We start from the raw sequence: 25,494 nt of genomic DNA, 5'->3' as shown, positions 1-25,494 counted from the left end.
ATTACACTTTCCACAAAATTTGAACGGCATAAGCCGCACAGGCTACGAGATATAGAACGGTTAACACTTGCAGTGTCAAACGAATACTGACGGGCTTGATGTAATCCATCCAGATGTCACGCACGCCAATCCAAGCGTGATAGAACAAGCTAAAGAAAGCCAAAAAAGTCAGCAACTTCATGAACTGATTACTAAACAGACCAGCCCAACCCTCGTAGCTAGCACTACCAGTTACGCAGTAGTCGACTAGCAAGACAACCGTAAATACCACCATCACAATCGCAGTAACGCGTTGGATGATCCATTCTTTAAGTCCGTAATGAGCACCAACTACTAAGCGCTTTGGTCCAATTTGATAAATAGGCATGAAATTTCCTTAAATAATGAGCGCTTAGTACAAGTCAAATAATTTGAGACCCACTACAGCAGTGAGAGCGATACCAAGCACCAACACGATGATGGCGGAACGATTGGACTCAGACTTCTCTACGCCGATTTCTAAATCGAGCAAGAGGTAGCGAATACCAGCACAGAAGTGATGTAAGAAAGACCAGATCAAACCGAGGCAAATGATTTTTACCAAGATGTTGCTGGTGAAGGCTTGAAATTTCTGATAGCTCACCTCAGAAGCCAGACTTTGGTCGAAGAGGTACAAAATGAATGGCAACAAGAGGAATAAGGCTGCCCCACTAATACGGTGAAGGATGGAGACTTTTCCGGCCCAAGGCAGGCGATATTTAATCAACTGGGCCAGACCAATATTGCGATAAACCTGTCGATCTTTTTTTACATTTTGCTGTGCTTCAACCATGGGTAATCTCTATCTTTAGGTGGAGGTTCAGTTTGATTTTGTTGTGTCGCAACATATTCTATTGGAAACCTTGAGGCTATTGGGGGTTTTTAAGGGTTTATAGGGGTTTAAAGGGGGTTTTACGGATAAGTTCAGTTCAATTTGTTTTCGTAATGTTGCTCAGCGGTGTCGTATCTTGCGTGTCTAATTTCTACTGGTTTACTGCCATATGTGAACGCCACCCGCTCTACCGAAAGCAATGGGGCGCCTACTGCCAATTGGAGGTGCTTAGCCAGAGTCTCATCGGCCGCAATTGCTTTGATTTTTTCCTCAGCGCGCACCATGTGAGTAGCGTACTGGCTCTCATATAGAGCGTAGACTGGCCCATGCCATTCATTCAGAGTATCCAGATTTAAATCTTTAAAGCGCGCTCCAGGCAGCCAAATCTCTTCATAAACAATGGCTTGCCCAGCAAAACTCTGAACACGATCAATGTAAATGACGGTGTCACCTGCCTTTAATTTCAGCAAACTGGCGACGTAGGCGCTTGCCTTAGTCTGCTGGCAAACCAAGAATCGGCTAGTGAGATGAAATTTCTCGCCAGAATCAGGTGCCAAGCGTAAGAATCGGTATTGCCAATCGTCTTCTTGGTGGGTGGCTACATAGGTGCCCTTACCCTGACGTCGCACCAATAAATTTTGTGCAGCCAGCTCATCAATTGCCTTGCGAACCGTGCCCTGACTAACGGCATAGCGGGCCGCTAACTCCATTTCACTGGGAATAGCCTCCCCTGGCAGCCACTCAGAGGCTTGCAAGCTAGCCAAAATCATTGCCTTAATCTGTTCGTACAGAGGGCTAAAAGAGGCAATCGGCAAATTTACTTCTGACAAATCGGCTCCAGCGGAAAGCAATTGGATAAAATTAAGTGTAATTCTAGTCTTGTATAAGACATCTTTGACAGTGTAAAGCGAAAGTTCCTACACTTGAATGGATAATAGAAAAGTTTCCTTAATTAACCTCTTAACCATCCTCTGGAGTTATTAGTAATGGCAAAAGCCCCAATGCGTGTCGCCGTAACCGGTGCAGCCGGTCAAATCGGATATTCCCTTTTATTCCGCATCGCCAATGGCGACCTTTTGGGCAAGGATCAGCCCGTCATTCTGCAATTACTTGAAATTCCAGACGAAAAAGCGCAAAAAGCATTGGGTGGCGTGATCATGGAGCTCGAAGATTGTGCATTCCCACTCTTGGCTGGCGTTACCGCTCACTCTGACCCCTTGACCGCATTTAAAGAGATTGATGTCGCCCTATTAGTTGGCGCACGTCCCCGTGGTCCCGGCATGGAGCGCAAAGATCTGCTCTCCGCTAACGCACAGATCTTCACTGCCCAAGGTAAAGCACTCAATGCAGTTGCCAAAAAGACTGTCAAGGTATTGGTGGTTGGCAACCCGGCAAACACGAACGCTTACATCGCCATGAAATCTGCACCAGATATTCCTGCGAAAAACTTTACCGCGATGTTGCGCCTTGATCACAACCGCGCACTCTCGCAATTGGCTACTAAATTAAATAAACCCGTTGCTGGCATTGAGAAGCTAGTCGTTTGGGGCAATCACAGCCCGACCATGTACCCTGACTATCGCTTTGCAACGGTTGATGGCAAGTCAGTGAAGGACTCAATTAACGATGCAGCATGGAATAAGGATGTCTTTATTCCTACTGTTGGTAAGCGTGGTGCGGCGATTATTGATGCACGCGGTCTCTCTTCTGCAGCTTCCGCAGCCAATGCGGCAATTGACCACGTTCATGATTGGGTGCTCGGAACCAATGGCAAATGGGTCACCATGGGAATTGCCTCTAAAGGCGAATACGGTATCCCAGCTGAAGTGATTTATGGTTTCCCAGTGACATGTGAAAACGGCGAGTACAAAATGGTCGAAGGTTTAGAGATCGATGAGTTCTCACGCGAGCGCATGAATCACACCTTAAATGAATTGCTTGAAGAGCAAGCAGGCGTTAAGCACTTGCTTTCTTAATCCTCTTAGGAAAATACATGAACAAATCTCTTCTGTCCTTAAGCTTTGTATTTGCCGCCCTCATTGGCGTTACAAATGTGAGCGCTAGTGAAGAAGTATTTACGTGGACTTGCAGCGAGAGTAAGCAATTCAAAACAACTGGCACTCTCGAGAAAGTTCGTCTGACTTGGGAAGCCAAGACTTACGACTTGAATCGTCAAACCTCATTGCCAGGTAGCTTGCGTTACAAGAACACTGACACTGGTCATGACCTGGTAGTGCTTGGCAATAAAGCCATGTTATTTAATATCAAGACGGGTAATCGCTTAGCTGATTTCTGCCAAACAGCAGAAATGAAATCTGGCAAATTGCCCCATTTGTTTGCTGGTGCAGAGCCTTTTGTTCAGAACTAAGTTTTAATAGCATCAAATAAAAAAGCCGAGAGATCCTCGGCTTTTTTTATTACTCGGTTAATATTTTTGAGTTTGTTATAACTACTTAATGAAAGAGTGGTTGCTGTGTTGGCGTATCTTCTGGCATTTCTGCATGCACGGCCTCACCAGATCGATCTGGAAAAAGAGGCGCGCCGCAATCGTCGCAGAGCTCTGGGTCAAATAGCATCGCATGACGAAATACATCTTCTACTCCTGCGTCATGCAAGGCATCACAGATTTTTTTAATCGGGCTCTCGTCATCCGATAAATCATTTAAGGCATCACTCGCCACGCTCTCACGATCATATAAAGGCCAAATCACACCATACATAATTTCGGAGGAACCCTTGACGCTAAAGGAGATGCGGTATTCATCGGCCTGCTCTTCACCAAAGGCACCAACCACGCAAGATAAGCCAGCAGGCAAGATGCCTAGCGTGCTTTCGAGGAAATTAACGCCTGCACGAATACTTAATGGCCGCACATGCTTATCTGCCAAACGGCAGTTAGTAAAGTAGGCCTCCGGTAACAAGAGCTCAAACTCGCATCCAGGCAGCATTGCTGCGAGTGGCTCTTGCATCGCGTTTTGCCAGCCAATGAGACTGACACCACGCTCCTGTCTTGCCGGCGATTCTTCTTGCCATTTAAAAATGGGTGATCCGCTAGGGGCGCTCAGTGCGGCAATAATGAAACGCGGATCAGCCAGAACTGCAATCGTCTCCGACATATCGCGCAACTCGAGTTTGACATCCTTGCCAGAGATGGCCGCAGTCGCCAATGCTTCAGTTAACACACGTGTTTGGCAATGAGAATGTGGCATTTGATCAATGCTGTAGAGCCAAGGAACAATTGCTAAACGCGTATCGGTAGCAGCGATTGAGGCGTTTAATGCGCCAGCAGTCGCTTCAATAATGCTCGATGGCAAAGGACCCGAAGGAATTTGATAGCGGGTATGCGCAACGATGGGCATAGCCAATAACAACACATCCCACTCCTGGCCTTCGTGCTCCATCTTGAGGGACTCAGCAAGCGTTTCAGCGATATCCGCTAGGACTTCAAACGCTACGGTATTGATACGAAAGGTTTGATCCAAGGCGGCATCAATCACATTTTGGTTTTGACTTTTAAGCAAACGCATCAAGCGTACATTCAAGCGCTCCTCCCAAAAACGATCTTCAATCTGACTACCTGAAGCGGCTAGAGAGATAGCATCGGCGACCAGCTTTTCTACTTCTGGTGAACTGCGTTGAGAAGGTTTAGTGCGATGTACGGCCATTATTTTTTCTCTGCCCGTCTAAAAATGGGTTTATCTAGCTTAGATTCTGCAGCATAGTATTTATAACCATCCAAATTGAAACCTTTTAAATCTGCCGGATCGGTAATACGATTCTCCACCACATACCTAGCCATTAGGCCGCGAGCACGCTTCGCATAAAAAGAAATAATCTTGTACTTACCGTCTTTGCCATCCTGAAAGACGGGGGCTATCACCTGGCAACCCAACTCTTTGGGCTGCAAGACCTTGAAGTACTCTTCAGAAGCCAAGTTCAGTAAAACAGGCTTCTTTTGCTGATCCAAAATCTGCTTTAGGGAATCTGTCACCCTGCTGCCCCAAAAGGCATATAGATCTTTTCCCCTGGCGTTCTTAAAAGCGGTGCCCATTTCCAGGCGGTAGGCTTGCATCAAGTCAAGCGGCCTTAAGGCGCCATACAAGCCAGACAAAATACGAATGTGGTCTTGGGCAAAATCGACCGCCTTGGCGCTCAGCGTTTTGACATCAAAACCATCATAAACATCGCCATCGAATGCATAGATCGCTGGCTTGCTATTTTCAGCCGTGAATTTTTTAGACCAATCTCGATAGCGACCCACATTTAAGGTAGCCAGTTGGTCAGACAAACCCATCAGTTTGGCGATGTCCTGAGGGGCTAACTTCCGGAGTTCGGCAATCAACTTAGCAGATTCTGAGACAAACTCAGGCAAGGTGGGCGCCTTGACCTTGACAGGGGTCTTGTAATCTAAGGATTTAGCGGGAGAAAGTACGATCAACATGGCACAATTTGTATATGTATTTCTTCCATTCTAGCGATTACCGGATTTATGCGCACAAAAGCGCTTTCGCGATCATCTAACCACTCTCTATTGACTATATGAGCTCGCAAGACATTACCCCTTCCACCCCATCGTTTCCAAGCCGACTTCCGAATGTCGGTACAACGATTTTTACGGTGATGTCTGCGCTTGCCACTAAACATCAGGCTATTAATTTAGGGCAAGGCTTTCCGGACTTTCCCTGCGATCGCAATTTAATTACCAAAGTGAATGGAGAGATGCTGGCTGATCACAATCAATATCCACCCATGATTGGGATTCCCGATTTACGCAATGGTATTCAACAGAAGATTCAAAACTTATATGGCCATCAATATGATGCTGAATCTGAAATCACTATCACTGCTGGTGGCACACAAGGAATTCTGACAAGCATTCTGGCTTGCGTGAGCCCTGGTGATGAAGTTGTCATCATCGAGCCTGCTTACGATAGCTATAGGCCTTCGATTGAATTAGCCGGTGGCAAAACGATTGCGGTTTCTCTAGAGGCAGTACGTGATGCTAATGGACAGGTTGCTTCATACAACATCCCATGGGATGCGCTGCAAAAAGCAATCAATCCTCAGACTCGACTGCTCATGATCAATTCGCCGCATAACCCCACTGGCATGGTGTGGCAGAAGGCTGATTTAGATCGTCTAGCAAGCTTGTTGCGAAACACCTCAACCCTTATCTTGAGTGATGAAGTCTATGAACACATGGTCTACGATGGCGCTCACCATCATAGTGTTGCCTCCCATCCTGAATTAGCTGCACGAAGTTTTTTAATCTCCAGTTTTGGCAAGACCTATCACGTCACTGGCTGGAAGGTAGGCTATGTCGCAGCACCCGCCCCACTGACAGCAGAGTTTCACAAGGTTCATCAGTTCAATGTCTTCACTGTGAACACACCCATGCAATACGGTTTAGCTTCATACCTCTCCGAGGCATCGCACTACTTAAACCTCCCTGCTTTTTATCAAGCCAAGCGAGATTTTTTCAAAGCAGGACTAGAGAAAACAAAATTCAAGTTACTACCAACACCGGGGACTTACTTTCAATGCGTTGATTACACGGCGCTGAATATTCCTGAAGCTAAATTACCAGAAGCTGAATTTTGCAAATGGTTAACTACTGAAGTTGGAGTTGCTGCCATTCCAGTTTCAGCATTTTATGAACAGCCTACGGAGTCAGGCGTCATTCGTTTTTGCTTTGCTAAGCAAGAGCAAACCTTATCTACTGCCTTAGAACGTTTACAAGCCTTATAAAAATCAAGGGAAGATCCATGACAATCAAGAAATCAAACGCCGCAAAAAAGGTAATTGATGTATACAGTTGGCCAACTCCCAATGGCCACAAAGTGCACATCATGCTAGAGGAATGTGGCTATCGCTTAGGTCGTGATTGGATTGCGCACCCAATTGATATTGGCGCTGGCGATCAATTTACCCCTGATTTTTTAAAAATCAGCCCTAACAATAAGATCCCTGCATTAGTTGATCCTTACGGTCCTGATGGCAAGCCCATCAGCATCTTTGAGTCCGGCGCCATCTTGCTTTACCTAGCCAGTAAAACTGGCAAATTCTTACCCAAGACCATTCGTGGCAAATACGATGTCTTGCAATGGCTTATGTTCCAGATGGGTGGTCTAGGCCCCATGCTTGGCCAAAACCACCACTTTCGCTTGTATGCCCCTGAGAAAATTGAATATGCCATCAATCGCTATACCAATGAGGCACAGCGTCTTTATGGGGTGCTAGATACTCAACTGAAAGATAATCCCTATATTGCCGGTAAAACGTATTCAATCGCTGATATGGCAATTTACCCCTGGACACGCAATTGGAAAAATCAGGGGATCGAGATCAACGATTACCCCAATTTCAAACGCTGGTTTGAGATGATTGGTAAACGGCCTGCTGTACAGCGCGGGTGTGAAGTACTCACCGCATTACGCAAACCTTTGCATGATGACAAGGCGAGAGAGCAGCTCTTTGGATCAACCCAGTATCAAAGAAGGAAATAAGATGAAGATTCAGTCGGTTGGTGTAATTGGTGCAGGGACCATGGGCAATGGCATTGCGCAAGTTTGCGCTGTTGCTGGTCTAAAGGTCGTCATGGTAGACATCAATGATGCTGCTGTTCAACGTGGCCTAGATCACATCAGCAAAAGTTTAGATCGGCTCATTAAAAAAGAAATGCTGACTGCAGATGCCAAAGTGGCTGCAGTCAAACGGATTCAAGGCAGCACCTCTTACGCTGACTTCAAAGGTCTTAGTCTCGTGATTGAAGCTGCTACTGAGAATCAAGCGATTAAAGAAAAAATTCTCAAGCAAGTCGACGAGATAGTGAGCAAGGACACCATCATTGCCACCAACACTTCATCGCTCTCCATCACTAAGCTGGCAGCCTTAGATTCCAACCCAACACGCTTTATCGGCATGCACTTCTTTAACCCGCCACCTATGATGGCGTTAGTTGAGGTAATTCGTGGCCTGCAAACTAGCGACCAAACTCATGCAGCCATTATTGAAATGGCAAAACGCATTGGCAAAGAGCCTATAACCGTCAAGAACTCACCCGGCTTTGTCGTCAATCGCATCTTATTGCCAATGATTAACGAGGCGTTCTTCGTGCTGTCAGAGGGTTTAGCCAGTCCTGAAGATATAGATGCCGGCATGAAACTGGGCTGCAACCAACCGATAGGCCCACTGGCTTTAGCAGACTTGATTGGTTTGGATACTTGCCTCGCAGTCATGGAGGTGTATTTTGAAAACTTTAGTGATTCTAAATATCGCCCTTGCCCATTATTACGTGAGATGGTTGCCGCTGGTTATCTTGGTCGCAAAACCGGTCGTGGCGTTTACACCTACGATCAATAATTTTGATTGATTTATTTTTCATATCTTCATTTCTCTTAGCCTAAGCAAACTCCCGTGAACCCATCTGCCAATCCTATTCCACCACTCGTACTCAAACTTGGCTACGCGGGCTTGATTCCTTTTGTGGGTCTTGCACTATTAGTACAGCTGGCTCCAACTCCTTTGAATTATTTGAGTGCAGAGTCGCTAGCGGGTTATGGCGCAGTCATTACTTCATTTATGGGTGCATTACATTGGGGCGCTAGTTTGCATACCTTAGGCAAGGCGCCTTCTGGTGACCGCTGGATAGACCGTAACGCTTGGGTTTGGGGTGTGATCCCTGCATTAGTAGCTTGGGTAGCCTTACATATTTATATTCCGGTTGGCTTATTGATCATGGCATCAACTTTGATCATTCAACGTAATATCGATCAGAATACGTACAACTACTATTTTTCAGATGAAGCAGCTCGTATGGCGTTCATGGCGATGCGCAATCGCTTAACGTATGTTGCTGCTGCTTGCCTAACTTGGGCAGCTATTGTGATTCTTTTCATCCAAGCCTAATGGAATGAGCGGTCTTTTTGATAGCACGCCACCTCCTCCTTTAGCGGAAGCACTCCGTCCAAAATCGATTGATGAGGTCATTGGACAGACTCATTTATTAACTGCGGGCAAACCACTTAACTTAGCCTTTGCCTCTGGTAAACCTCACTCCATGATTCTATGGGGGCCGCCTGGTGTTGGTAAAACAACGCTGGCCCGTTTATCTGCAAAAGCATTTGACCGTGAGTTCATTGCTATCTCCGCCGTATTGGCTGGCGTGAAGGAGATTCGTGAAGCAATTGAGCAAGCTCAACACAATATGGCGCAATACGGCAAGCAAACGATTCTGTTCGTCGATGAGATTCATCGCTTTAATAAGAGCCAACAAGATGCGCTTTTGCCCCATGTTGAATCTGGTTTATTCACCTTCATTGGCGCCACCACCGAGAACCCCTCCTTTGAAGTGAACTCGGCACTGCTCTCTAGGGCGCAGGTTTATGTTCTGCAATCCTTAAGTACTGATGAGCTAAAGAAACTATTTGAGCGCGCACATCAACATGCAATGCCTGATATTGAGTTTGATGCCACAGCAATTGATGCACTCATTCATAACGCCGATGGCGATGCCCGTCGCCTCCTCAACTTAGTCGAACAAGTCCGCAATGCCGTGCTGACACCAGATTCTGATGTGAAGCTAGTTGATCAAGTCTTTATTGAAAATGCCTTAACTATGCAAGCGCGTCGCTTTGATAAGGGTGGCGATCAGTTTTACGACCAGATCTCCGCTCTGCATAAATCTGTCAGAGGCTCCGACCCTGATGCTGCGCTATATTGGTTTTGCCGTATGCTCGATGGTGGTGCTGATCCACGGTATTTAGCGCGGCGCATTATTCGTATGGCTTGGGAAGATATTGGCTTGGCTGATCCTCGTGCGATGCAACTGGCCAATGATGCCGCTCTCACCTTTGAAAGACTAGGATCGCCAGAGGGTGAACTCGCCCTAGGCCAAGCTGTGGTGTATTTGGCGGTAGCCTCTAAAAGTAATGCAAGCTATAAAGCATTTAATGCTGCGCGCGCCTACGTTGCTAATGACCAATCCAAATCTGTGCCCAATCATTTACGCAACGCACCCACCAAGCTGATGAAAGAACTCGGCCATGGTAAAGAGTACCGCTATGCGCATGATGAGCCACATGGCTATGCTGCCGGTGAATCCTACTTGCCCGAAGGCATGACACAACCCCATTGGTATGAACCGGTTGAGCGTGGCTTGGAAAGTCAAATTAAAGAAAAGATGGCTTTTTTACGTCAACTCGATGCTGAGCATCAAAAGAAGTAACTCTCGAGAGCGAAGACACAAATGAGCACTAAGATCCCCGCAATTTTTTACTATGACATTATTTCTCCATTTGCCTATTTGTATGTCAAACAAAGGCATCGTCTCGAGGATCAGCTCAATATCACCCCAGTACCCGTTTTACTCGGCGGCCTACTAAGAGCAACTGAGAACATAGGTCCAGGAGAAGTTGCTGCTAAGCGACCTCACACATATCAGTTTTGCATCTGGCAAGCAGAGCGACTCGGAATTCCTTTGCGCTTTCCAGAGCACCACCCTTTTCTGACTGTGGCACCTCAGCGCCTACTTTTACAAAAGCAAGCCGATTGGCAGATGGTAGAGCGGGCATTTGATTATGTTTGGATTGAAGGTAAAGATCCCAACCTTTCTTGGTCGGAATTTTGCCTTTACCTAGGCTTACCAGCAGATACTGAAAAACCCAACAGCCCTGAAATCAAAGCGCAATTAATGAGTAATGGTCTGCAAGCAAAAGCAGATGGTGCTTTTGGAGTTCCTACCTTAGTTGTGAATCAACATTGTTTTTGGGGTGTTGATACGATTGACTGGGTACTTGACTACCTGAAAAGACCCGGCATGTTTGAGGAAGCCTCTTACGCCTATGCTGGAACCATCCCTAATGGCTTGCTTTTCTAGTGCAATCCCGCTGTAGCATTTGAATGCACAATACAATCAGCTTTATCAATCTGAACGAATTAAGGAGTCAATATGCGTCAATTATTTGCCAGTCTCATTCTCATCGCCAGTTGTTTTGCAAGTCAAGCGGCAATTGCTGGGCCAAAGGTTGAATTTAAAACTACGCTAGGAAATTTTGTGGTGGAACTGGATGATACCAAGGCGCCTAAGACTACTGCTAACTTTTTAAATTATGTGAAGAGCGGTTTTTATAACGGCACCATTTTTCATCGAGTCATTGATGGCTTCATGATTCAAGGTGGCGGCTTTACTCCTGATCTTGTACAAAAGCCAACCGATGCACCAGTAGCATCAGAGGCAAATAATGGCCTGAAAAATAATACTTACACCATTGCTATGGCTCGCACTTCAGATCCAGATTCTGCTACTGCACAGTTTTTTATTAATGTGAAAGATAATGAAAGCCTCAACTTCCCGAATGCGATGGGTAACGGTTATACCGTCTTTGGCAAGGTGATTTCTGGAACACAAACCATTGATGCCATTCGTAAAGTGCCAACTATGGTTGCGCCTGCACCACGCATGGGCAGAATGGCTGATGTCCCGACCAAAACAGTCGTGATTGAATCTGCCACCATTCTGAAATAAACAAACCAGTCGCCATGATTTTGCTCGATGATGCGCAAAGCACGGCGACTAATCCCACTAGTCGGTTTTATGAGGCTGCATCGCAATACTGGTGCGTATTACCTAGTGAGAATCAAGCCGATGATCACAAGGCTATTGAAAATTGTTTAAGTGAAATATCCCATGCACTTAGCAAAGGAGAGCATGTGGTTGCTGCCTTTGCTTATGAGATGGGCAGGCTGATCCACAATCTACCTCAACGAAAGACTGCGGGTGACCCTCACCCCCTGATTGAAGCTTGGTCTTTTCAAGGTTTCAAAAAACTGTCTAAAGAGCAAATTGATCAAGTCATTTCTCAAAAATTAAGTCAGCTGCAAGAGTCTGCAAGAATGGCTGGAGTCTTAGATGCTCAGGAATCCATCACTGAAAAACAATTTTCTACGGATCTTGCCAAGATTCAGGAATACATCCGTGATGGCGATACCTATCAAATTAATCATACCTACCGCATTAGCGGGAAAACTTATGGGGCACCGCTAGCGCTCTACAGTCGCCTACGTGAGCGCCAGCCTGGGAGATTTGGTGCCTATATTGAACAAGGCTCACATTACCTTTTGTCACAGTCACCTGAGCTCTTTATTGAGCGCAAAGGTGACATACTCAAAGCGATGCCCATGAAAGGGACTGCAAGCGCACTATCGCAAGCTGCTAGTGCTTTGTCAGATGATCCTAAAAATCAGGCAGAGAATGTGATGATTGTTGATCTTTTGCGCAATGATCTCAGTCGCCTCTCTCTACCAAACACAGTGACAGTTCCCAACTTATTTGTAGTAGCAAGGCACGGCGATGTATTGCAGATGACCTCTACTGTGCAAGGTCAAGTAAAGCCCGCTATCGGGCTGAGCGATATATTGCATGCCATCTTTCCGTGTGGATCAGTCACAGGCGCACCTAAAAAACGCAGCATGGAAATTATTCAAGAGCTTGAGCCCGAAGATCGTGGTTATTACTGTGGCGCCTTAGGCTGGCTAGATCCAAGTGGTGACTTTGCCTTTAGTGTGCCTATTAGAACTGTAGAGATTGAAGAAGATCATCTATCTCATGCCGCTACTTTTACTTTGGGAGTGGGCGCGGGCATCACGATTGATTCTGAGGCTAAACAAGAATGGCAAGAATGCCGTATCAAGTCTGCTTTCTTAATGACTCTTCCAAGCGCTACGGGATTATTTGAAACGATTGCTGTAGCACAGGGTAAGCCAAAACGATTAGAGCAACATTTAGATCGTATGCAAGCCTCAGCTTCTGCTTTGGGCATTCCCTTCAAGAGAGGCAATGCAACAGAAACAGTTTTAAATGCCTGCGCATCTCTTGATCAGCATTCTCTTTTGAGATTACGACTCGATCTCGCTGCTAATGGCGCACTCTCTATTACTTCTGCTGCGCTTGATGCACTTGAAGTGCCAGTCAAAATTTTCTGGGCTCAAGATATCCTTTCCTCAGAATGCACCATGTTCTCTGGGGATGCCTTATTACGTCACAAGATCAGCTATCGCATTCTTTACGATGCTGCTTGGCAAACGGCAGTCAAACTCGGTGGCTTTGATGCCTTATTTGTAAATGAACAGGGCTTTGTTACTGAAGGTGGCAGAACGAGCATTTTTATTAAACCCAAAGATCATTCAGAGTGGCTCACTCCTCCAGTATCTGCAGGACTATTGCCCGGTGTGATGCGTGCCGCCCTGCTAGACGATCCCCAAATTAATGCCCGTGAAGCCAACCTGACTATTAAAGATGTTTCAATGGCTGATGAGATTATGCTTAGCAATGCCCTGCGAGGCATTCTCAAGGCCCACTTTTAGAAAGTCTGCATGAAGTATTGTTCCAACTGCGCTGCGACCCTGACGGTCAAAATTCCGGCGGATGATTCTCGTGAGCGTCATGTATGCGAAGCCTGCGGGAGCATACATTATCAGAACCCCAGGAATGTCGTGGGTAGCATTCCGGTTTATGGCAAGCAAGTATTGCTATGCCGTCGTGCGATTGAACCACGCCATGGCTACTGGACCCTTCCCGCTGGCTTTATGGAATTAGGCGAAAGCACGAGCCATGGCGCCATCAGAGAGACACTTGAAGAGGCTGGCGCTGTGGTTGAAGTGGGCCCACTGTATTCTTTACTCAATGTGCCACATGCCGAACAAGTCCATTTGTTCTATTTGGCCACCATGACTTCACCAGAATTTTCTGCTGGCGAAGAAAGTCTTGAAGTGGCACTCTTTCATGAACATGAAATTCCGTGGAGTGAGTTAGCCTTCCCAACAGTCAAACAAACCTTAGAGTGGTTTTTTGCAGATCGCGCTGCTGGCATATTGAATGGTGAGTTTCATGTGCGCAGTCGTGATGTGTTGCCTTCAGAGAGAATTTGATTCCGCCACATGAGTCAAATTACTTGGCTAGGACCATACGACTCCTTTCCAAACCCGCTACTAACCTCAGATCCTGACCCGAGCGTTCCAGGGCTCATTGCAGTGAGTGAGTGTATTTATCCAGATCAATTACTGCAAGCTTATCAACTCGGTATTTTTCCTTGGTACTCCGATGAGCAACCTGTCTTATGGTGGTCACCTGATCCGCGGATGGTTTTAAAGCCTGGCCATTTCAAGTGCAGCGAGTCTTTAAGAAAAAGTATTCGCCTATTTTGTCAGGATACGCATAGTCAATTATTGGTGGATGCCGATTTTGGTGCTGTGATTCGAGCTTGTGCCACTAGCTCTCGAAAAGACCAGGATGGCACTTGGATCACCCATGAAATCATGGATGCATACACCACCATTCATGAGCAAGGTCATGCCCATAGCATTGCCCTAGTCGAACAAGGTGAGTTGGTTGGCGGCTTGTATTGCGTAGCTTTAGGTGGCATGGTTTTTGGCGAGTCGATGTTTAGTCATAAACCCAACACCTCCAAAATAGCATTAGCCGCTTTAAGCGCTTGGTGCATCCAAAATGAAGTAGCCATGATTGACTGCCAACAAGAAACCACCCACCTAAGCTCTTTGGGGGCTGCGCCAATATCCAGGGCTGTATTCTTAGGACAACTGCAAATATCTTTAAATCAAACTAATATTGATAAACCCTGGACCTTTGATAAAAACATCCTAACCCACTGGCTATGACCCGGCTCAAAGAACTCCCCCTCACCGCCCTCCAGTTTTATGCAACTGCACCTTATCCATGCAGTTATCTGCCCAATAAAACTGCGCGCTCCCAAGTAGCCACGCCCTCACACTTGATTCATGCAGATGTCTATAACGAACTATTAAATGCAGGCTTTCGTCGCAGCGGCTTATACACCTATCGCCCTTATTGCGATGAATGCAAAGCCTGTATCGCCACCCGTATCTTAGTGAATCCATTTACACCAACACGCAGTCAACGGCGTGCTTGGAAAAAGCATGCAGGGCTACAAGCGTTTGTTTTGAACCTAGGTTATCAAGAGGAGCATTACCAACTCTATCAACGCTATCAAAATGAACGCCATGCTGGTGGTGATATGGATAACGATGACCAAGATCAATACATGCAATTTTTATTGCAAAGTCGAGTCAACTCTCGCATCGTTGAATTTAGAGATGGCCCTCACGATCCACACCCCGGACGTCTGCGCATGGTGAGCATGATTGACATCTTGGAACAAGGCATCTCCTCGGTATATACCTTCTACGATACTGCCGATAGCTCTGCTAGCTTTGGTAATTACAGCATTCTGTGGCAAATCGAACAGGCTCGGATACTCAACCTACCTTATCTTTATCTTGGCTACTACATTCACGATAGTGAGAAGATGTCCTATAAGGCGAAGTACCAACCCATGGAAGGCTTAATTGACGATCATTGGCAAGCCCTGACTGGTTCATAATATCTATTCATGATCGATCGCTATTCATTCTTGCGCCCCTGGCTCTTTTGCCTTGACCCAGAACAAGCCCACAATCTCACGCTGATGAATTTAGACCGTGCTCAACGCTGGGGTCTGCTAGAAAAGTTTCTGACTCAACCGCTTGCAGATCCACGTACATTGTGCGGTATTACCTTTCCCAATCCAGTGGGACTTGCTGCAGGCTTAGATAAAGATGGCAAGCATATTGATGCACTCGCTGCCCTAGGTTTTGGTTTTCTGGAGATCGGCACAGTGACTCCCCGCCCTCAGCCAGGAAATCCAAAACCGCGCATGTTTCGCTTGACGCAAGCTCAGGCCATTATTAATCGTATGGGCTTTAACAATGATGGTGTTGAGGCTTGCGTAGCAAGAGTTCGTCGCTCACGCTTTTGGCAAAGCGGTGGCGTTTTAGGTTTGAACATTGGCAAGAATGCCATTACACCGATTGAAGATGCAGCTAGCGACTACGTATTAGCGATGGATGCCGTTTATGAAATTGCTACCTACATCACCGTGAATATCTCTTCGCCAAACACGCAAAATCTGCGTGCCCTGCAAGGCGAAGAAATGTTACGCACCTTACTTGGCAGCCTGGATGAGGCTCGCAAGCGCTTGAGTGATCGCTTTGGTGTGCGTAAGCCACTCTTTTTGAAAATCGCACCCGATCTGGATCATGGCGATATCAATCTCATTGCTGACCTCTTAATGGAGTTTGGTATAGATGCCGTTATTGCTACCAACACCACCATTGCTCGCGATGCTGTGCAAGGAATGGAGCATGGTCAAGAAATCGGTGGCTTATCCGGTGCGCCAGTTCGCACGGCATCCAACATCGTCATCAAAGCACTCAAGGCAAGACTGGGTAATCATGTGCCCATTATTGGTGTTGGCGGCATTTTGAGTGGTGCCGATGCTAAGGAAAAGATAGCGGCTGGGGCTAGTTTGGTTCAGGTCTATAGCGGCTTGATTTATCGTGGCCCGGACCTTGTCAATGAGTGCGCTAAAGCTTTAAGAAACCACTAAGCAGTCTTAGATGAATGATGGTTACCCGATATAGGGGTTATCGCCTTGATCCTTCATATAATCTCATTTCATAATATGCAATATGGCATGAAATCGCTACAATCATTCCTATGAGCACAAGCAAAACTATCAAAACCTCTAAAAATACCGGGGAAGTTGCTAAAACAGCGATCCAGGTGGTGGAGCGCATGATGAATTTGCTCGATGCCCTAGCGGTTCATGAAGAATCTAGCAGCCTTAAAAACTTGGCTGCGGAAACGGGCTTACACCCCTCCACAGCCCACCGCATCTTAAATGACATGGTTGCCTGCCGATTGGTTGAGCGTGGCGATGGTGGCACCTATCGCCTTGGCTTAAAGCTCTTGGAGCTGGGTAATCTGGTGAAAGCAAGATTATCGGTTCGTGAAGCCGCTCAAGTACCGATGCGCACGCTACACAAACTCACTGGCGAAACAGTCAATCTCTCAGTTCGCCAAGGCGATGAGATTGTTTATATTGATCGCGCCTACAGCGAGCGTTCAGGCATGCAGGTGGTTCGTGCCATTGGTGGACGCGCCCCTCTCCATCTCACCTCAGTTGGCAAACTATTCCTAGCCAGTGATGACGCCAATCAAGTACGGGCCTACGTCACTCGCACTGGTCTCTCAGGTCACACTCGCAACAGCATCACGGATTTAGCTAAACTCGAGTCCGAACTCAATCACGTTCGCAGAGTGGGCAGCGCAAGGGATGATGAAGAATTAGAGCTTGGCGTGAGCTGTCTTGCTGCCGCCATTCTGGATGACACTGGTAAATTGGTTGCCGGTTTATCACTCAGCGCCCCAACCGATCGTATTCAAGCAGATTGGCTCAGATCATTACAAGACACTGCTCTACAAATCTCCAAGGGCATGGGCTTTAAGCCTAAGTCTGCCGAGCCAGGCTCATCTGCCTAGTCAACTCAACTTACATTAAGCGACGAATGGGTTGCGTGCCAGAAGGCATGCGCTCATACCAGTCACGCACACGCACTGCATCAGCAAAACGGGATTGTGTTCCTACAGAATCCAGGAACACCAATAATAGCGGGGTGTTGTTCACACGCGCTTGCATCACTAAACATTTTCCAGCGGCATTAATGAAACCTGTTTTTTGCAAACCAATATCCATGTCGCCAGAACGCACTAGTCGATTCGTATTTAAGAACTTTTGGGGGCGCTTTGCGATCACCATGGTTAAATCTGGCCAAGTGGAATATTCACGAATTAACTTATATTGATATGCTGCATTGAGCATGCGAGTTAAATCTTCAGCAGTCGCAACGTTCTCACTAAGCAAGCCTGTGGGATCGGCAAAATAAGAATGCTCCATGCCCAGCTCTCTAGACTTCCGATTCATGGCATCTACAAAGGCTGTGATACCGCCTGGGTAATTTCTACCCAAGGTATAGGCAGCGCGGTTTTCAGAGGACATCAACGCTAACAACAAGGCTTCTTGACGTGTCAAAACGGTGCCTGCAGCTAGACGTGAAGTGCGATAGATATGCACATCATCTGCATTAATCACCAGGGTTTCATCAAGAGGCAACTTGGAGTCGAGTACCACCATGGCGGTCATCAACTTCGTGATGGATGCAATTGGCAAGCTCACGGTAGGATTCTTTTCGAAGTAGACCTCTTTGGTATCTTGATTGACTACCATAGCTACGCTGGACTTCAGGCTGAGATCATCATGCTGACCACGCAAACCTAGCGCGGTAGCCAGTGATGGGGGCCCAGCAACTGCTGGTGCAGTAGAACGCGTCACAGTAACGCGAACAGTCTTAGGCCTCTTAGGAGACTTCACCACCACTTTAGTAGTTTTAGTTTGGGCTTGAGTTTGCTTTTCTTTGTCTTTACTGGCGGCAATAGCTGGCGCAACACCAAGTGCCCCATAACCGAAAATCAAGGTTAAGACAAAGAGCCAAAAACGATTTAAATGCATCCCAAAAATACCTTCCAAAACTTTCAACATACGGAATGATAATTAATTTCTAAAAGGGAGTCGGATTTCTGCGCCCCATCTTGGTTAACCCCCCAATCTACCCCTCTTGAGCCCCTACTCTGCAATAGTCGCTACCGTGTTCGCCTGACGCTGATTCACCAGCACTACGCCAGTCATTGTCAAACAGAGGCCCAGAGCCATCAGGAGTGTGAATGGCTCATCAAACAAGAGCCACGCCATCAATGCAGTTGTCGGGGGGGTTAGATAGAGCAAACTCGTGACTTTGGTTGCCGCCCCTTTACGGATCATCATGAATAACAAGCTAATGGAGCCAATCGATACAGGAAAAATGGCCCATAACAAAGCGCCCACTACAGAGGCATTCCAAACCATGACGCCTGTTTCAAAGAAATACATACAAAAGAAACATAGCACGGCTGAAACACCAAACTGAATAGAAGACCCAGCGCGAAGATCAAATACTGGGCAGTATTTTTTCTGATAAAGAGTTCCAAAGGTGATCGAGAGTAATGCTGTAAACGCTAGCAGATAGCTAGCCAAAGGGATATGGGCAAAGCCAATCTTTTCAGCCACGACCAAGGCAACGCCTGCAAAACCAAAGCAGAGACCAATCCATTGGCGTGGCGTCACCGTCTCCGAAATCCAAGCAGCAAACCAGGCGGTCAAAATCGGTTGCAGACCAACGATGATTGCCGCCAAACCTGCAGTCATTCCAAGGCGGACTGCAAACCAGACGCCTAATAGATAGCCGAACTGTAAAAGTATTCCTGCGATAGCGATATGCTTGATTTGCGACCAGCTAGGCCAAGAGATGCGCCACACAAGGCTCAAAGCAGCCATTGCGGCAATCACACCCACAAAGCGCCAAAATAGGAAGGTGGCAGGCTCTACATAAGGCATAGCCAAACGTGCAATCACAAACCCCGTACTCCAAATTAATACAAAAATGGGTGCAATGACGTTGTCTAAACCAAGCTTCATGGATAACTTACTGAAAATATTGAGATTTTTGTCTAATCCACGATTTTAGGCTTTTTCTAAAAGCCATCAGCGGTTCTCAAGGAAGCTAAATCCTTGGGTTATGATGCTTTTCACTATTTAAGCCATTTAATTAAGCAAAAATCAGCTATTGACCCTTCAGGTCAGCAAGATCATAGTAGTAAGAGTGCACCCAAAGAAAGAGGCAAAGATGAACTTAACGCCAGAACAAATCGCAGCGGCACAAAAAGCCAATTTAGAAACCTTGACTGGCCTCACAAATCAAGCCCTCCAAAGTATCGAGAAATTAGTTGAGCTCAATTTAGCCATTGCTAAACAAAGCTTGAGTGATAGCGTGAACAATGCCAAGAAAGCATTAGAAGTAAAAGATATTCAGCAACTGCTTGCCCATCAAGCTGAAACCGTTCAGCCGATCGCAGAAAAAATTATTTCTTATAGTCACCATTTATATAAGTTAGCTCATGAAACTCAAGATAACTTCACCAAGTCTGCGGAAAAAGAATTTTCTGCTGGCCAAAAGAGAATGGATGCTTTAGTTGAAGAGTGGGCTAAAAATACACCCGCAGGTTCTGATGCTGCCGTTCAAACAATCAAACAAGCCATTGCTTCTGCAAATCAGGTTTTTGAAACTAGTCATAAAGCGGTAAAGCATGCTGTTGATGTTGCACAAGCGAATCTCAATACTGCTGCCGATACCGTAACAAAAACTGTAAGCTCTGCTGGTAAGACATCGAAGAAAAAATAATTACTGTTTGCACTCTTGTAATACGCCCTCTTAATTTATCAGACACTAACACGCTTCATCAACTCTGCTCGATCTTCAGGTTTCTGGGAATTACCTTCCAAAACTACTTTTCCTCGCTCGACAACATAGTGTCTATTGCACAAGTGAATAGCCTTATGAATATTTTGCTCAATCAACAGAATGGCAACTCCTTGGGCTTTGAGTTCCTCCATCAATCTAAAGATTTCAGTAACAATCATGGGTGCCAGCCCCTCTGTTGGTTCATCAATCAGTAATAATTTGGGATTACCCACTAGTACCCTTCCCATTGCTAGCATTTGTTGCTCACCACCAGATAAAGTATTCCCAGGTTGAGATCGCCTCTCCCCTAATCGCGGAAATCTTTTTAAAACTAATTCAAGTCGCTCTTCAGCTTTCTGTCGTTCAGATGGTGGAACTTGCATGAGTCCAAGCTGCAGATTACCCTCCACACTTAAACCAGGAAATATCCTACGATCCTCAGGAACCAAGCCAATACCAAGTCGAGTAATTTCGTTGGGCGGAAGACTGTTGATAGATTGATTTTCGAAGTAGATCTCGCCCAATGTAGGCTTATACCACCCAGCGATGGTCTTCACTATCGTAGTCTTACCGACGCCATTTCTTCCGAATAGGCCCACAGTCTCTCCGGGTTGAATAGAAAGATTGACTCCTTGTAAGACATGCGACAACCCAAGACTGACATGAACATCATGCATTTTTAGAATCATGCTGTCTCCTCACCAAAGTATGCGGCTTGTACAAGCGGATTAGAGCGAACCTCCTGAGGGCTCCCTTCTGCTAATTTTTTCCCCTGTGCCATCACAATTACCGTCTTCGATAAATCCATCACCAAATCAACATCATGTTCAATTAAGAGGACGGTAATTTTTGATCCCAATTGCTTGATAAGCTCAGCTGTTTCTTGGGTATCCCCTTGAGACATCCCTTGAGTAGGCTCATCTAATAGCAACAGTTTCGGTCTAGTAGCGAGCGTTACCGCAATTTCTAATCGTCTTTGTTGACCATGCGAGAGAGCTCCCGCCAATTGATTACGGGAATCTAGTAAACCAAACTCTACTAACAACTCATCGGCCCTTGCCAATGCAAGCTCGCATTTACTCAAAGGTAAATATAAATAGGATCGCGGATGCAATGTTTGGCTAGCAAGGCGTAGATTATCTATAACTGTGAGATCAAAAAAGAGATTGGTGATCTGAAAAGATCTGGCCATGCCTGAAAATAATCTCTCTTCTGGATTCATGCCAGTCACGTTTTGATCATTCAGAAGTACTGAGCCAGAATCTGGCCTAAAAGTACCACTGAGCAGATTAAATAAGGTGCTCTTACCAGCACCATTTGGGCCAATGATTGAAGTAACCCCAAAAGGCACCACTTCAAAACTGATGTTATCAACAGCAACAAGACCTCCAAATCGTTTACTTAAATTGTTGGCTTTAAGAATAGCTTCAGACTTATTCATCAGACCCCCTTTTGCCAAAATATTTTGTGAATAGACCGGCTAGCCCCTTGGGTGCCGCAATCACAATGACAACAAAGATGAATCCGATCACGATGTGATGATGTGCAGTCCAAGTACCGATAACGGACTTAAATGAAGTGAGCAGAACACTGCCCATGATTGGGCCAATTAAAGTACCGACACCCCCCAGAACAACCGTCACTACAGCATTTCCGGAAACACTAAAGAACATCAATTCGGGAGAAACGAAGCCCCTCAGCATTGGATAAAGTGCACCAGAGACTGCAGCAACCACCGTAGCCAACACAAAGGCAACTTGTTTTGGACCTTTCGATTCATAACCGACGTATGCCAAACGATCCTCGTTCGAATGAATAGCGTGCCAAAGAGATCCCATTGGCGTTGTTAAGAAATACTTCAAGATCACATAGAGGGCGCCAATGGTCAGAAAGGTAATCACAAAAAATGTTCCTGGATCAGCGGCATCCAGAGATCCAAATGGAGTCCAAATACTTAAAATGGGCACTCCCATCATGCCGTCTGAGGCCCCAAGGCTTCGAGTGTTGTAGACCACTTTGGCTGCTACCTGAGCTAGTCCAAAAGTAATTAAGGCGAAGTAGACTCCCTTAGACCTTAATGCAATGAAACTAGCAATCCACCCAAGTAAAGTAGAGCACAAAATCACAACGCAAATTGCCAATGAGAAAGATGGAGAAATTTCTTTCAGAACCAATGCAGATAAATAAGCGCCAAAACCAAAATAGAGAGCTTGACCAAGCGATAACAATCCAACGATTCCAAGCAAGAGGTCCACAGACATTGCTAATCCACCAAAAATTAATGCTTCTGTTGCCAATCTGAGAAAAAAAGTATCGCCTAACAGGGTGCCAACTACAAACAAAATGAGGGATGAGGTTAGTAAAAGCCACTCAATGCAACGAATTGCCCTTACTTGCGGATTAAGCATTTTTCATGCCTCCGTATAAACCACTTGGCTTAAACATTAAAACCAAAACCATCACCGTAAATACCAATGGGTCAGACCAAACAGGTGATATAAACAGGGAAGAAAGCGATTGCAATTGGGTCAGCAAAAGACCGGCAATCACAGCACCTTTAATACTACCAAGCCCACCAACAATCACAACACTGAATGCCAACAAGATGAAATCTCGGCCCATTGTCGGAAATACCGAGTAAATTGGGGCAAGCAATACACCTGCCAAGCCTGCTAGAGCAACTCCGAATGCAAATGTCAGTGCATAAACTCGCATAACAGGTATACCTAATGATGAGCTCATATCCTTGTCATAGGCGGCTGCCCTCACGATTGCACCTATCTGAGTTTTATAGATGAGCATCCAAACGGAGAAAATAAGCACCGCCCCAAATGCCATCAAAAATAGACGATAGTTTGGAAACATCACCCCCAATAATTCGCTTGCACCTGATATTGGCGCACTAGGCTTGATCGGGTTTGCCCCCCAAATGATCTTGTATCCATCCTCCAGAACCATAGCGACGCCAAACGTCAGCAGTAGGGTCAGAATGTGGCGATCTTTGTAATGAAATACTTTTTGAATCAGCAGTCTTTCCATGGCAAAACCAATAGGCACCAAGAGTATCGGGACGATTACTAAACATAGCCAAAATGAAACACCGATTGCCATCAGACTTACGCTGATAAATGCGCCAGCTGCATAAAACTCACCATGGGACATATTAATGACATCGAGTAAGCCGAAAATAATCGTCAAACCCAAAGCCATCAAGATCACAGCGACACCAATTGACAGTCCATTGACTATCTGAGGCGCATAAATATATTGCAAGCTTTCTAACATGAGAAAAGCATTCCTTAAATTAAAATCAGAATTCATTACAACCCTGCACCCCTTTTAAGGGTGCAGGGTTATTCGTTGATTCATTAAAAACGTGTACAAACATCAGGGCCAATAGCCTGATCAGAGGGAACACGTCCAACGATATTGAACTCACCATTTTCTACGCGTACTGCAAACATATCCTGCATAGCCTGATGATCGCCCGCACGCATCTTTTTTGTACCTTGAGGGGTCTGCCAACTGAGATCGTTCATTGCCGCCCGCACTTTATCGGTCTCAGTAGACTTGGCCTTCTCTACAGCAGTCTTATAGAAATATAAGAGGCCATAGGAATCTGCACCATAAAGATCTGGGAGCTTGTTATAGGCCTTTTGGAAATCTGCTACAAACTTTTTATTTGCTGGATTATCTAATTTAGGGGAATAACCAACGCCGGTTACAAATCCATTTGCAGACTTACCAATGGCGCCCATATTTTGTGAGGTAACAGTACCTGATGCGCCCACAATCGTCACGCCCTTGTTAACTCCATACTCATCCATCTGAGTAAATAAGCGAACAGTGTCATTGCCAGCTACTGAGGTATAAATCACATTGGGCTTTGCAGATCTTACTTGGCCAAAATAAGGTGAGTAGTCCTTATTATCCAATGGGGCAAACACTTCGCCAACATCTTTAGCACCTTTTTCAGTAGAAGCCTTTTTAAAGGCGGAAACCGTGCTACGTCCCATTTCATAGTCAGGGCCAATGAAGAAAATATTAGCTTTTGGAATCTCTTTATCGACCCATGCAGCCAAAGCAGCAGATTGCATACCTGCACGAGCATTCACACGAAATACATTTGGTGAGCACTTATCACCAGTAATAGAATCAGCAAATGAAACAGTAGTAGCTATCAGCTTATTATTTCGCTCGGCTAACTGTCCAACTGCCAAAGTTGATCCTGAATTAACCGTTCCCGTTAGAAACTCAACCTTTTCTACCTGAAAAAGCTTCTCTGCTTTTTGGGTCGCAACTGCTGGATTCGCTTCCTCGTCTTCATAAATAAGATCAATCTTACGTCCATTAATACCACCTGCAGCATTAATTTCTTTGGCGGCTAAATCCAATCCCATCTTGACCTGCTCACCAATTGGCGTATAAGTTCCCGACAAAGGCGTGACTACCCCAATCTTAATAGGGCCAGACTGAGCTAAAGCTAAAGAACTGCCCAGACTCAATGCGACTGCAATAGCGATTTGCTTTGTTTTAAATTGATTTTTCATCATTTACCTCTCCTGTAAAAATTAACGCCCAACAAAATTAGGCTGGCGCTTTCCATGAAAAGCTTCAACCCCTTCTTTAAAATCTTCTGAATTACGTAGACGGCTATAACAATGGCCCTCAACTTCGATTGCAGTAGTTAATAAACAATCTTCAGTTTCATTGAGCATCTTCTTTGCTGTTCTTTGTGCCATCGGAGAAAATGCCCGTAATTCCTCCACTAGATTGGCAACTGCATTTGGGAGTTCTGCATCTGGAACACACTCTGTAGCTACGCCCCATTCATATGCTTGTTGTCCTTTGATGCGCCTAGAACGCATAACGATATCCTTAGTTCTTGTAATGCCGACCATTTTTTGCAAGCGCGCAGAACCACCCGAACCAGGAATTTGGCCTAATTTCTGCTCTGGTAAAGCATACAAAGTAGATTCGGCAGCGATCCGGAAGTCACATGCAAGCGATAGTTCAAAGCCGACGCCAAAACAATAACCATGATTTGCAGCAATGACTGGTTTTGTACATCGAGCCGGCGCAGCAATATTCCAGGCTAATTTAGAAACATGTTCAGGTGTCGCCTCAAGAAAGCCCTTAATGTCTCCACCACTAGAAAAATGCTCGCCTTCCGCTCGCAATACGATAATGCGAACACGATTATCCGAGTCAAGCGCTTCAAATGTAGCCCGTAGCTGATCTCGTTGGGGCATTTGAATGACGTTAAACGGCGGTCTCTTGAGAACAATATCAGCCCTTTGATGAGCCTCATCAATCTCCACATAGAAACCATCTAAGTTATCTAGAATATTACTAAAAGGATGCTTCAAAATAGTTGCCATACAGTCTTTCTAGTT

General features: G+C 45.7%; 29 protein-coding genes. 16 read left to right on the top strand and 13 right to left on the bottom strand.

Annotated elements, in window-relative coordinates:
* Position 1: 1 nt before the first annotated feature.
* From sdhD to VC178_RS07720, 3 genes are all read right to left on the bottom strand, one after another.
* A complete protein-coding gene (gene sdhD, locus VC178_RS07730) occupies positions 2 to 367 on the bottom strand; it encodes a succinate dehydrogenase, hydrophobic membrane anchor protein (RefSeq protein WP_216125824.1) in 366 nt (121 codons plus the stop codon).
* 24 nt (positions 368 to 391) lie between these two features.
* Positions 392 to 811: a succinate dehydrogenase, cytochrome b556 subunit gene (sdhC, locus tag VC178_RS07725; RefSeq protein WP_215294833.1), complete on the bottom strand. Its 420-nt coding sequence runs from the start codon at positions 809 to 811 to the stop codon at positions 392 to 394.
* A 131-nt stretch (positions 812 to 942) separates the two neighbouring features.
* Entirely contained in the window at positions 943 to 1,680 is a 738-nt protein-coding gene (locus VC178_RS07720) for a GntR family transcriptional regulator (RefSeq protein ID WP_215318106.1), read from the bottom strand.
* 156 nt (positions 1,681 to 1,836) lie between these two features.
* Here VC178_RS07720 and VC178_RS07715 point away from each other — a divergent pair, with 156 nt between their 5' ends.
* On the top strand, positions 1,837 to 2,826 hold the full coding sequence (locus VC178_RS07715) for a malate dehydrogenase (RefSeq protein ID WP_215294837.1): 990 nt from the start codon (positions 1,837 to 1,839) through the stop codon (positions 2,824 to 2,826).
* A 17-nt stretch (positions 2,827 to 2,843) separates the two neighbouring features.
* Entirely contained in the window at positions 2,844 to 3,218 is a 375-nt protein-coding gene (locus tag VC178_RS07710; RefSeq protein ID WP_215294839.1) for a hypothetical protein, read from the top strand.
* 85 nt (positions 3,219 to 3,303) lie between these two features.
* On the opposite strand, the gene VC178_RS07705 is transcribed toward VC178_RS07710, so the two are convergent.
* Together VC178_RS07705 and yaaA are read right to left on the bottom strand one after the other, a co-directional pair.
* A complete protein-coding gene (locus VC178_RS07705) occupies positions 3,304 to 4,515 on the bottom strand; it encodes a DUF2863 family protein (RefSeq protein WP_215294840.1) in 1,212 nt (403 codons plus the stop codon).
* A complete protein-coding gene (gene yaaA, locus VC178_RS07700) occupies positions 4,515 to 5,291 on the bottom strand; it encodes a peroxide stress protein YaaA (protein WP_323482117.1) in 777 nt (258 codons plus the stop codon). The genes VC178_RS07705 and yaaA overlap by 1 nt, the downstream gene beginning before the upstream one ends.
* Positions 5,292 to 5,389: 98 nt before the next feature.
* Between yaaA and VC178_RS07695 the strand changes: the two genes are divergently transcribed.
* The 13 genes from VC178_RS07695 (at position 5,390) to VC178_RS07635 (ending at position 17,246) form a co-directional block, all read left to right on the top strand.
* A complete protein-coding gene (locus VC178_RS07695; RefSeq protein ID WP_323482116.1) occupies positions 5,390 to 6,598 on the top strand; it encodes a pyridoxal phosphate-dependent aminotransferase in 1,209 nt (402 codons plus the stop codon).
* A 17-nt stretch (positions 6,599 to 6,615) separates the two neighbouring features.
* A complete protein-coding gene (locus VC178_RS07690) occupies positions 6,616 to 7,356 on the top strand; it encodes a glutathione binding-like protein (RefSeq protein WP_216176570.1) in 741 nt (246 codons plus the stop codon).
* A gap of 1 nt (position 7,357) precedes the next feature.
* Positions 7,358 to 8,212, top strand: coding sequence for a 3-hydroxybutyryl-CoA dehydrogenase (locus VC178_RS07685; RefSeq protein ID WP_323482115.1), 855 nt, complete (start codon positions 7,358 to 7,360; stop codon positions 8,210 to 8,212).
* 54 nt (positions 8,213 to 8,266) lie between these two features.
* On the top strand, positions 8,267 to 8,758 hold the full coding sequence (locus VC178_RS07680) for a DUF3429 domain-containing protein (protein ID WP_323482114.1): 492 nt from the start codon (positions 8,267 to 8,269) through the stop codon (positions 8,756 to 8,758).
* Between the two features lie 4 nt (positions 8,759 to 8,762).
* Positions 8,763 to 10,076 carry a replication-associated recombination protein A gene (locus VC178_RS07675; RefSeq protein WP_323482113.1) on the top strand — a complete coding sequence of 438 codons (1,314 nt, stop codon included), beginning with the start codon at positions 8,763 to 8,765 and terminating at the stop codon, positions 10,074 to 10,076.
* Positions 10,077 to 10,097: 21 nt separating this feature from the next.
* Positions 10,098 to 10,727 (top strand): 2-hydroxychromene-2-carboxylate isomerase, encoded by a 630-nt coding sequence (locus VC178_RS07670; RefSeq protein WP_323482112.1) that lies wholly within the window; start codon positions 10,098 to 10,100, stop codon positions 10,725 to 10,727.
* Positions 10,728 to 10,799: 72 nt separating this feature from the next.
* Positions 10,800 to 11,375, top strand: a complete 576-nt coding sequence (locus VC178_RS07665; protein ID WP_323482111.1) for a peptidylprolyl isomerase — start codon at positions 10,800 to 10,802, stop codon at positions 11,373 to 11,375.
* 14 nt (positions 11,376 to 11,389) lie between these two features.
* Positions 11,390 to 13,213 carry a bifunctional anthranilate synthase component I family protein/class IV aminotransferase gene (locus tag VC178_RS07660; RefSeq protein ID WP_323482110.1) on the top strand — a complete coding sequence of 608 codons (1,824 nt, stop codon included), beginning with the start codon at positions 11,390 to 11,392 and terminating at the stop codon, positions 13,211 to 13,213.
* 9 nt (positions 13,214 to 13,222) lie between these two features.
* Entirely contained in the window at positions 13,223 to 13,777 is a 555-nt protein-coding gene (locus tag VC178_RS07655) for an NUDIX hydrolase (RefSeq protein WP_323482109.1), read from the top strand.
* A 9-nt stretch (positions 13,778 to 13,786) separates the two neighbouring features.
* Positions 13,787 to 14,524, top strand: coding sequence for a leucyl/phenylalanyl-tRNA--protein transferase (gene aat, locus VC178_RS07650; RefSeq protein ID WP_323482108.1), 738 nt, complete (start codon positions 13,787 to 13,789; stop codon positions 14,522 to 14,524).
* Positions 14,521 to 15,267 carry an arginyltransferase gene (locus tag VC178_RS07645; RefSeq protein ID WP_215294855.1) on the top strand — a complete coding sequence of 249 codons (747 nt, stop codon included), beginning with the start codon at positions 14,521 to 14,523 and terminating at the stop codon, positions 15,265 to 15,267. Before aat ends, VC178_RS07645 begins: the two co-directional genes overlap by 4 nt.
* Positions 15,268 to 15,276: 9 nt before the next feature.
* The gene (locus VC178_RS07640; RefSeq protein WP_323482107.1) at positions 15,277 to 16,311 is read left to right on the top strand and encodes a quinone-dependent dihydroorotate dehydrogenase; all 1,035 of its coding nucleotides are present in this window, start codon (positions 15,277 to 15,279) and stop codon (positions 16,309 to 16,311) included.
* Positions 16,312 to 16,421: 110 nt separating this feature from the next.
* Complete coding sequence (locus tag VC178_RS07635; RefSeq protein WP_216176585.1) at positions 16,422 to 17,246, top strand: IclR family transcriptional regulator; 825 nt, start codon at positions 16,422 to 16,424, stop codon at positions 17,244 to 17,246.
* Positions 17,247 to 17,256: 10 nt separating this feature from the next.
* On the opposite strand, the gene VC178_RS07630 is transcribed toward VC178_RS07635, so the two are convergent.
* A complete protein-coding gene (locus VC178_RS07630) occupies positions 17,257 to 18,303 on the bottom strand; it encodes a serine hydrolase (protein ID WP_323482106.1) in 1,047 nt (348 codons plus the stop codon).
* 84 nt (positions 18,304 to 18,387) lie between these two features.
* The gene (locus VC178_RS07625) at positions 18,388 to 19,275 is read right to left on the bottom strand and encodes a DMT family transporter (RefSeq protein ID WP_215318123.1); all 888 of its coding nucleotides are present in this window, start codon (positions 19,273 to 19,275) and stop codon (positions 18,388 to 18,390) included.
* A gap of 208 nt (positions 19,276 to 19,483) precedes the next feature.
* Between VC178_RS07625 and VC178_RS07620 the strand changes: the two genes are divergently transcribed.
* Positions 19,484 to 20,038 carry a phasin family protein gene (locus VC178_RS07620; protein ID WP_215318125.1) on the top strand — a complete coding sequence of 185 codons (555 nt, stop codon included), beginning with the start codon at positions 19,484 to 19,486 and terminating at the stop codon, positions 20,036 to 20,038.
* 38 nt (positions 20,039 to 20,076) lie between these two features.
* Here the strand turns inward: VC178_RS07620 and VC178_RS07615 are convergent, their stop codons facing one another.
* The 6 genes from VC178_RS07615 to VC178_RS07590 all read right to left on the bottom strand — a co-directional run bounded on the left by VC178_RS07615 (position 20,077) and on the right by VC178_RS07590 (position 25,479).
* The gene (locus VC178_RS07615) at positions 20,077 to 20,787 is read right to left on the bottom strand and encodes an ABC transporter ATP-binding protein (RefSeq protein WP_215318127.1); all 711 of its coding nucleotides are present in this window, start codon (positions 20,785 to 20,787) and stop codon (positions 20,077 to 20,079) included.
* The gene (locus tag VC178_RS07610; protein WP_215318128.1) at positions 20,784 to 21,539 is read right to left on the bottom strand and encodes an ABC transporter ATP-binding protein; all 756 of its coding nucleotides are present in this window, start codon (positions 21,537 to 21,539) and stop codon (positions 20,784 to 20,786) included. Before VC178_RS07610 ends, VC178_RS07615 begins: the two co-directional genes overlap by 4 nt.
* Complete coding sequence (locus VC178_RS07605; RefSeq protein ID WP_323482105.1) at positions 21,532 to 22,506, bottom strand: branched-chain amino acid ABC transporter permease; 975 nt, start codon at positions 22,504 to 22,506, stop codon at positions 21,532 to 21,534. The genes VC178_RS07610 and VC178_RS07605 overlap by 8 nt, the downstream gene beginning before the upstream one ends.
* Positions 22,499 to 23,383 (bottom strand): branched-chain amino acid ABC transporter permease, encoded by an 885-nt coding sequence (locus VC178_RS07600; RefSeq protein WP_215320870.1) that lies wholly within the window; start codon positions 23,381 to 23,383, stop codon positions 22,499 to 22,501. The genes VC178_RS07605 and VC178_RS07600 overlap by 8 nt, the downstream gene beginning before the upstream one ends.
* Positions 23,384 to 23,466: 83 nt before the next feature.
* The gene (locus tag VC178_RS07595; protein ID WP_251372004.1) at positions 23,467 to 24,651 is read right to left on the bottom strand and encodes an ABC transporter substrate-binding protein; all 1,185 of its coding nucleotides are present in this window, start codon (positions 24,649 to 24,651) and stop codon (positions 23,467 to 23,469) included.
* A gap of 18 nt (positions 24,652 to 24,669) precedes the next feature.
* Positions 24,670 to 25,479 (bottom strand): enoyl-CoA hydratase/isomerase family protein, encoded by an 810-nt coding sequence (locus VC178_RS07590; protein WP_215318136.1) that lies wholly within the window; start codon positions 25,477 to 25,479, stop codon positions 24,670 to 24,672.
* Between the last annotated feature and the right edge of the window lie 15 nt (positions 25,480 to 25,494).

This window comes from Polynucleobacter sp. AP-Sanab-80-C2, from assembly GCF_035012965.1.
Classification (GTDB): Bacteria; Pseudomonadota; Gammaproteobacteria; order Burkholderiales; family Burkholderiaceae; genus Polynucleobacter.
Note: the sequence above shows the minus strand (reverse complement) of the source record. Positions and strands in the feature narration are given on the sequence as shown.

What these genes read in the sequence shown, in the direction of transcription:
- VC178_RS07675 (WP_323482113.1), top strand. Translation starts at nt 8,763, where the DNA reads ATGAGCGGTCTTTTTGATAGCACGCCACCTCCTCCTTTAGCGGAAGCA.
- VC178_RS07690 (WP_216176570.1), top strand. Translation starts at nt 6,616, where the DNA reads ATGACAATCAAGAAATCAAACGCCGCAAAAAAGGTAATTGATGTATAC.
- VC178_RS07620 (WP_215318125.1), top strand. Translation starts at nt 19,484, where the DNA reads ATGAACTTAACGCCAGAACAAATCGCAGCGGCACAAAAAGCCAATTTA.
- VC178_RS07715 (WP_215294837.1), top strand. Translation starts at nt 1,837, where the DNA reads ATGGCAAAAGCCCCAATGCGTGTCGCCGTAACCGGTGCAGCCGGTCAA.
- VC178_RS07595 (WP_251372004.1), bottom strand. Translation starts at nt 24,651, where the DNA reads ATGATGAAAAATCAATTTAAAACAAAGCAAATCGCTATTGCAGTCGCA.
- VC178_RS07640 (WP_323482107.1), top strand. Translation starts at nt 15,277, where the DNA reads ATGATCGATCGCTATTCATTCTTGCGCCCCTGGCTCTTTTGCCTTGAC.
- VC178_RS07665 (WP_323482111.1), top strand. Translation starts at nt 10,800, where the DNA reads ATGCGTCAATTATTTGCCAGTCTCATTCTCATCGCCAGTTGTTTTGCA.
- VC178_RS07605 (WP_323482105.1), bottom strand. Translation starts at nt 22,506, where the DNA reads ATGCTTAATCCGCAAGTAAGGGCAATTCGTTGCATTGAGTGGCTTTTA.
- VC178_RS07635 (WP_216176585.1), top strand. Translation starts at nt 16,422, where the DNA reads ATGAGCACAAGCAAAACTATCAAAACCTCTAAAAATACCGGGGAAGTT.
- VC178_RS07710 (WP_215294839.1), top strand. Translation starts at nt 2,844, where the DNA reads ATGAACAAATCTCTTCTGTCCTTAAGCTTTGTATTTGCCGCCCTCATT.
- VC178_RS07670 (WP_323482112.1), top strand. Translation starts at nt 10,098, where the DNA reads ATGAGCACTAAGATCCCCGCAATTTTTTACTATGACATTATTTCTCCA.
- VC178_RS07655 (WP_323482109.1), top strand. Translation starts at nt 13,223, where the DNA reads ATGAAGTATTGTTCCAACTGCGCTGCGACCCTGACGGTCAAAATTCCG.
- VC178_RS07705 (WP_215294840.1), bottom strand. Translation starts at nt 4,515, where the DNA reads ATGGCCGTACATCGCACTAAACCTTCTCAACGCAGTTCACCAGAAGTA.
- VC178_RS07645 (WP_215294855.1), top strand. Translation starts at nt 14,521, where the DNA reads ATGACCCGGCTCAAAGAACTCCCCCTCACCGCCCTCCAGTTTTATGCA.
- VC178_RS07660 (WP_323482110.1), top strand. Translation starts at nt 11,390, where the DNA reads ATGATTTTGCTCGATGATGCGCAAAGCACGGCGACTAATCCCACTAGT.
- VC178_RS07625 (WP_215318123.1), bottom strand. Translation starts at nt 19,275, where the DNA reads ATGAAGCTTGGTTTAGACAACGTCATTGCACCCATTTTTGTATTAATT.
- VC178_RS07630 (WP_323482106.1), bottom strand. Translation starts at nt 18,303, where the DNA reads ATGTTGAAAGTTTTGGAAGGTATTTTTGGGATGCATTTAAATCGTTTT.
- VC178_RS07590 (WP_215318136.1), bottom strand. Translation starts at nt 25,479, where the DNA reads ATGGCAACTATTTTGAAGCATCCTTTTAGTAATATTCTAGATAACTTA.
- sdhD (WP_216125824.1), bottom strand. Translation starts at nt 367, where the DNA reads ATGCCTATTTATCAAATTGGACCAAAGCGCTTAGTAGTTGGTGCTCAT.
- aat (WP_323482108.1), top strand. Translation starts at nt 13,787, where the DNA reads ATGAGTCAAATTACTTGGCTAGGACCATACGACTCCTTTCCAAACCCG.
- VC178_RS07685 (WP_323482115.1), top strand. Translation starts at nt 7,358, where the DNA reads ATGAAGATTCAGTCGGTTGGTGTAATTGGTGCAGGGACCATGGGCAAT.
- VC178_RS07600 (WP_215320870.1), bottom strand. Translation starts at nt 23,383, where the DNA reads ATGTTAGAAAGCTTGCAATATATTTATGCGCCTCAGATAGTCAATGGA.
- sdhC (WP_215294833.1), bottom strand. Translation starts at nt 811, where the DNA reads ATGGTTGAAGCACAGCAAAATGTAAAAAAAGATCGACAGGTTTATCGC.
- VC178_RS07615 (WP_215318127.1), bottom strand. Translation starts at nt 20,787, where the DNA reads ATGATTCTAAAAATGCATGATGTTCATGTCAGTCTTGGGTTGTCGCAT.
- VC178_RS07695 (WP_323482116.1), top strand. Translation starts at nt 5,390, where the DNA reads ATGAGCTCGCAAGACATTACCCCTTCCACCCCATCGTTTCCAAGCCGA.
- VC178_RS07610 (WP_215318128.1), bottom strand. Translation starts at nt 21,539, where the DNA reads ATGAATAAGTCTGAAGCTATTCTTAAAGCCAACAATTTAAGTAAACGA.
- yaaA (WP_323482117.1), bottom strand. Translation starts at nt 5,291, where the DNA reads ATGTTGATCGTACTTTCTCCCGCTAAATCCTTAGATTACAAGACCCCT.